General features: G+C 67.1%; 6 protein-coding genes. All 6 read right to left on the bottom strand.

Features of this window, described 5'->3' with window-relative positions; translation table 11 throughout:
• A partial coding sequence (gene rseP, locus VK519_RS07330; protein WP_324348617.1) for an RIP metalloprotease RseP occupies positions 1-1182 on the bottom strand: 1182 nt, incomplete at its 3' end.
• 32 nt (positions 1183-1214) lie between these two features.
• The gene (locus tag VK519_RS07325; RefSeq protein WP_324348616.1) at positions 1215-2393 is read right to left on the bottom strand and encodes a 1-deoxy-D-xylulose-5-phosphate reductoisomerase; all 1179 of its coding nucleotides are present in this window, start codon (positions 2391-2393) and stop codon (positions 1215-1217) included.
• 5 nt (positions 2394-2398) lie between these two features.
• Positions 2399-3217, bottom strand: a complete 819-nt coding sequence (locus tag VK519_RS07320; protein WP_324348615.1) for a phosphatidate cytidylyltransferase — start codon at positions 3215-3217, stop codon at positions 2399-2401.
• The gene (uppS, locus tag VK519_RS07315; protein ID WP_324348614.1) at positions 3210-3965 is read right to left on the bottom strand and encodes a polyprenyl diphosphate synthase; all 756 of its coding nucleotides are present in this window, start codon (positions 3963-3965) and stop codon (positions 3210-3212) included. Before uppS ends, VK519_RS07320 begins: the two co-directional genes overlap by 8 nt.
• A 26-nt stretch (positions 3966-3991) precedes the next feature.
• The gene (frr, locus tag VK519_RS07310; RefSeq protein WP_324348613.1) at positions 3992-4549 is read right to left on the bottom strand and encodes a ribosome recycling factor; all 558 of its coding nucleotides are present in this window, start codon (positions 4547-4549) and stop codon (positions 3992-3994) included.
• Between the two features lie 59 nt (positions 4550-4608).
• Positions 4609-5331: a UMP kinase gene (gene pyrH, locus VK519_RS07305; RefSeq protein ID WP_324348612.1), complete on the bottom strand. Its 723-nt coding sequence runs from the start codon at positions 5329-5331 to the stop codon at positions 4609-4611.
• Between the last annotated feature and the right edge of the window lie 76 nt (positions 5332-5407).

Below are 5407 nucleotides of genomic sequence, written 5' to 3'. Positions count from 1 at the left end.
CAAGACCGGGATCGGCAGCATGTTGAGGATGGCAAGGCTTAAGGACACCATCGCCAGGAAATTAAGGAACCAGGCCACGCCCCGGCCGGCCGAATCGTTGGCCGCCTCGGCGATGCCGACGACGCCTGAAAGGTTCTTGGTGGAGGCCTGGCCCGAGACCATCTTGCCGATCAGGTTGAAGGTGGTCTGTGTGCTGGTCCAGGTGGCCTTCAGCGCCTGGCCGAGCGCCGGCACCGGCGCATAGCGCTCGGTGGCTTCCTCGCCGGCGCGGCCCATCACGCCGACGATCCAGCGGGTGGTGCCGTCCTCGGTGGAGCGGCGGGCGGTGACGGCGAGGGCGAGGTTCTGGTTGCCGCGGTGCACGCCCAGCTGCACGCTTGGGTTCTTTTCAGCCGCCTTGGGCAGCAGTTTCATGAAGTCGGTGAAATCGCCCACGGCCTGGCCGTTGACCGAGGTGATCAGGTCGCCTGCCTTTACGCCGGCGAGCGCTGCCGGGTCGCCGGGGCGCACGGTGTCGACGATCGCCGGGCGGAAGGCATCCAGCCCCAGGGCGTCGAAGCCCTTGCCGATATCCTGGCTGCTGTCCAGGTTTTGGAGGGGCAACACCACGTTGCGCTCACTGCCGTCCTGGCCGCGAACGTGCACGGGCAGTGCCTCGTGGTTGAGCAGGCCGTTGGCGAGGGCCTCCAAGGCGGTACTCCACGTGGCGACCTGGTTGCCGTTGATCGAGATCAACCGGTCGCCTTCGCGAAGGCCCGCCTGCGCCGCGATGCCCGCGGGATCGGGGCTGACCAGCGGCGCCGCGTCTGGTCGGCCGATGATGAACATGGCCCACAGCGCGACGATGGTGAACAGCAGGTTGAATGCCGGGCCGGCCACCACGATGGCGATGCGTTGCCAGACGGGCTTGGCGGTGAATTCACGGCCGTGATCGGCCGGGTCGACGTCTCCCTCGCGGGCGTCGAGCATTTTCACGTAGCCACCCAGTGGAATGGCGGCAATCTGGTATTCGGTGCCATCGCGGCCCACCCGGCGCCATATGGCCCGGCCGAAACCGACGGAAAAGCGCAACACGCGCACGCCACAGCGGCGGGCGACCCAGTAATGGCCGAACTCGTGGAAGGTCACCAGCACGCCTAGCGTGACGGCCAACCAGAATATCGAACCGAAGAATGGACTCATGTATCAGGAAGCGCCGTAAGTGTCGGGCAATATTAGCAGTAAGCGCGGCTGAGCACCCGGCGCGCTGCAGCCCGCGCCGCCCCGTCCCGTGCCACGAGGGTCGGGATATCGACCACGGGTTCGGGCGGCAGTTCCGCAAGTACCGCCTCGACGATGTCGGGGATGCCCAGGAAGTGCAGGGTGCCACCCAGGAAGGCCGCCACGGCAACTTCGTTGGCGGCGTTCAGGATCGCCGTGGCGTCACCGCCGGCGCGCAGGGCCGCGAAGGCCAGCGCCAGGCAGCGGAAAGTGTCGGTGTCGGGGGCTTCGAATTCCAGTTTCCCGGCCGCGGCGAGATCCAGGGGGGTGACCCCGGCCTCGATGCGTTCAGGATAGGCCAGCGCATGCGCCAGGGCCGTGCGCATGTCGGGATTGCCCAGCTGGGCCAGGACCGAGCCGTCGAGGTATTCCACCAGGGAATGCACCAGGCTCTGTGGATGCACCAGCACCTGGATGTCGTCGGGCGCGGCGCCGAAGAGGTAATGCGCCTCGATCACCTCCAGGCCCTTGTTCATCAGCGTGGCTGAATCCACCGAGATCTTCGGTCCCATCGACCAGCGCGGGTGGGCCACGGCCTGGGCGGGGGTGATGGACGCCAGGTCTGCCCGGGTGCGGCCGCGGAACGGGCCGCCGGACGCGGTGAGGATGATCCGCCGCACACCCGCGGCCGCCAGTGCCGGGCGACCGCCGGGCAGGCACTGGAAGATCGCATTGTGTTCGGAATCGATCGGCACCAGGTCGCCACCACCTTCGCGCAAGGCCGCTAGCAGCAGGGGCCCGGCGATGACGATGGATTCCTTGTTGGCCAGTAGCAGGCGCTTGCCGGCGCGAGCCGCGGCGAGCGTGGATTCCAGCCCCGCGGCGCCGACGATGGCGGCGACCACGGTGTCGCAAAGGTCACCGGACGCCGCGGCCGTCACCGCGTCCGGACCGCCGGCCACGGCACAGTCCACGCCGGCATGGCGGAGCTTGCGGGCCAGTTCGTTCTCCAGTGCTGCGTCGGCGATCACGGCAAGCCGGGGCCGGAAACGCACGCAAAGGGCGACCAGGTCGTCCACCTTGCTATGGGCGGCCAGTACACTGGCGGTAAAGCGTGCCGGGTGCCGCGCGATGACATCGAGCGTGCTGGCGCCAATGGAGCCGGTGGCGCCCAGGACCGCGACGTGGCGCATGCTGCTCATAGGCCCAACAGCAATTTGCCGGCGGCGAACACCGGCAGGGCGGCGAAGATACTATCCATGCGATCGAGCAGGCCCCCGTGGCCCGGGAACAGGGTGCCGGAATCCTTCACCTGGGCATGGCGCTTGAGCAGGCTTTCGAAAAGGTCGCCAATCACCGATGCGCCCACCACCAGCAGGCCCAGTATCGCCATGCCGGCCACGCGCGCATCGTGCACGCCCAGCAGCCATCCGCCTCCCACCGCGACCGCCGCGCCGGCCACCAGCGCGCCGTACACGCCGGCCCAGGTCTTGCCCGGGCTGATGGTGGGCGCGAGCTTGCGCCTGCCGAAGAAGCGGCCAGTGAAATAGGCGCCGGTGTCGGCAGCCCAGACGATGACCAGGGAGAGCAGTGTCCAGTAGTGTCCATTCGGGCCGCCCCCATGGATCGAGACCAGCGCGACCCAGGTGGTGACGACCACAAGCACCCCGATCGCGGCCTTCAGCCAGGTGTTCTCGGCATTCGGGGCGGCGGCGAAGCTGAACTGCCGCAGCCAGAAGCAGCAGGCCACCCACCAGGCCACGCCCAGGCCCAGCACGAAGGCCCAGCTGCCGTTGCCGCGTATGGCCCAGCACAGCACGAAAAGCGCCGCGACCGCGCCGATATAGGCCACGCGCAAAGCCATCGTCCGGACGCCGGCCAGCGCGCACCATTCCCAGGCGCCGCCCAGGAAGACGAGCCCCGCAACCGGGGCGAACCAGGGCGTGGGCAGGGCCAGGATAACCGCCAGGACGATCGGCAGCAGGACCAGGGCGGTGACGACGCGCTGCTTAAGCATGGGTGTCCTTGGAGGTGCGCGTGACCTGCGCACCGGTTCGGCCGAAGCGTCGTTCGCGGCCAGCGTAATCGGCCAGGGCGTCGGCAAGCACGGCCTGGTCGACGTCGGGCCAGAGGGTATCGGTGAAATACAGTTCCGCGTAGGCCAGCTGCCAGAGCAGGAAATTGCTTACGCGGTGTTCGCCGCCCGTACGGATGAAGAGGTCGAGTGGAGGCTGGTCGGCCAGGCACGTGTGCTGGCCGAGCCAGGCCTCGTCGATGGACTCGGCTGCGATCTCGCCACGGGCCACGGCCTGGGCGGCCTTCTGCGCGGCCTGTGCGATGTCCCAGCGGCCGCCGTAATTCACCGCCACGTTCATGTTCAGGGACGTATTGCCCTGGGTATGGCCCATCGCCTTGAGCATGCCCTCGCGCAGGGCCGGCTCGAAGGCGTCGAGGTTGCCGATGAAGCGGAGGCGCACGCCATTCTGGTGCAGCTGGTCGACCTCGCGCTCGAGCGCGCGCACGAACAGCTCCATCAACGCCCGCACTTCGGTCGGTGGCCGTTGCCAGTTTTCGCTGGAGAAGGCGAACAGGGTGAGTGATTCGATACCCTTCATCAGGCAGAACTCCACCGCTTGGCGCACGGCCTTCTGGCCGGCGCGATGGCCGAAACTGCGCGGCCGCCGGCGTTGTTTCGCCCACCGGCCGTTGCCGTCCATGACGATGGCCAGGTGGCGCGGCACGCGCCCGATGGCAGGTCCGGTCATGAGGAATTAAGCCGCTGGCGCGCTTCTCAGAGCGCCATCAGCTCTTCTTCCTTGGTCCTGCAGACCTGGTCCACTTCCTTCACGAAGCGGTCCGTGAGCTTCTGCACGTCGTCGTCCGCGCGGCGCTCGTCGTCCTCGGTGATGAGCTTTTCCTTCAGCATTTCCTTGATCTGCTGCAAGGCGTCGCGGCGTACGTTGCGGATGGCAATCTTGGCGTTTTCGCCTTCCGCGGCCACGTGCTTGGCAAGCTCCCGGCGGCGCTCCTCGGTGAGCGGCGGCATGTTCAGGCGGATCACCGTGCCGGCGGTATTGGGCGTGATGCCAATGTCCGAGGCCATGATGGCTTTTTCGATCGGACCCACGAGGCTCTTGTCGAACGGCGTGATGATGATCGAGCGCGAATCGGCCAGGGACACCGTGGCCACCTGGTTTACCAGGGTGTCCGCGCCGTAATAGGGCACCTTCAGGCCATCGACCAGGGCCGTGCTGGCGCGGCCGGTGCGCAGGCGCATGAGGTCGTGGCGAAGCGAGTCGATGCTCTTGCCCATGCGGGTCTGGGCGTCGGACTTGATGTCGTCGATCATGGGGCGATTCCGGCCAGCCAAGGTAGCCGGGGATTATAGCAAGCGGGGGGCGCAGGGTGTCAGGAGGCGTCGACCAGGGTGCCGATATGCTCACCATGCATGAGCCGCATCAGGTTGCCCGGTACCGTCATGTCGTAGATGCGCATGGGCATCTTGTGGTCGCGGCACAGGGCGATGGCGGCGGTGTCCATCACATCCAGGCGTTGCTCGATCACCTGGTTGTAGCTCACGTGCTCATAGCGGCGGGCGCTGGGGTCGCGCTTGGGATCGGCGGTGTAGATGCCGTCCACCTTGGTGGCCTTGAGCAGGAGGTCCGCGCCGATTTCGATGGCACGCAGCGCGGCGGCTGAGTCGGTGGTGAAGAAAGGGTTGCCGGTGCCGGCGGCGAACAGCACGATGCGGCCCTTTTCCAGGTGGCGCACGGCGCGGCGGCGGATGAAGTCTTCGCAGACCTCGTTGATCTTGATCGCACTCATGGTGCGCGCATCGCCTCCGGCTTTCTCGATGGCGTCCTGCATGGCCAGCGCGTTCATCACCGTGGCCAGCATGCCCATGTGATCGCCCGTGACGCGGTCCATGCCGGCCTTGGCCAGGCCCGCGCCGCGGAAGATATTCCCGCCGCCGATAACCACGCCGATCTGCACGCCGGCGCGCTGTACTTCGATGATTTCGCGGGCCAGGCCGCCAATGACCTTCGGGTCGATGCCGTAGTCTTCGGCTCCCATCAGCGCTTCACCGGAAAGCTTGAGCAGGATGCGGCGGTGCTTTACTTCATTGCCCATGGTGTACTCCGGTGTTGATCGTGGTGATTGTAGCGTGAGGTGCATGCGGTGGTCCGCCAAAAAAAAAGCCGCGACA

This window comes from Pinirhizobacter sp. (assembly GCF_035317885.1).
In the GTDB taxonomy this organism is placed as follows: Bacteria; Pseudomonadota; Gammaproteobacteria; order Xanthomonadales; family Rhodanobacteraceae; genus Pinirhizobacter.
This window is presented reverse-complemented; position numbering and strand designations above follow the sequence as displayed.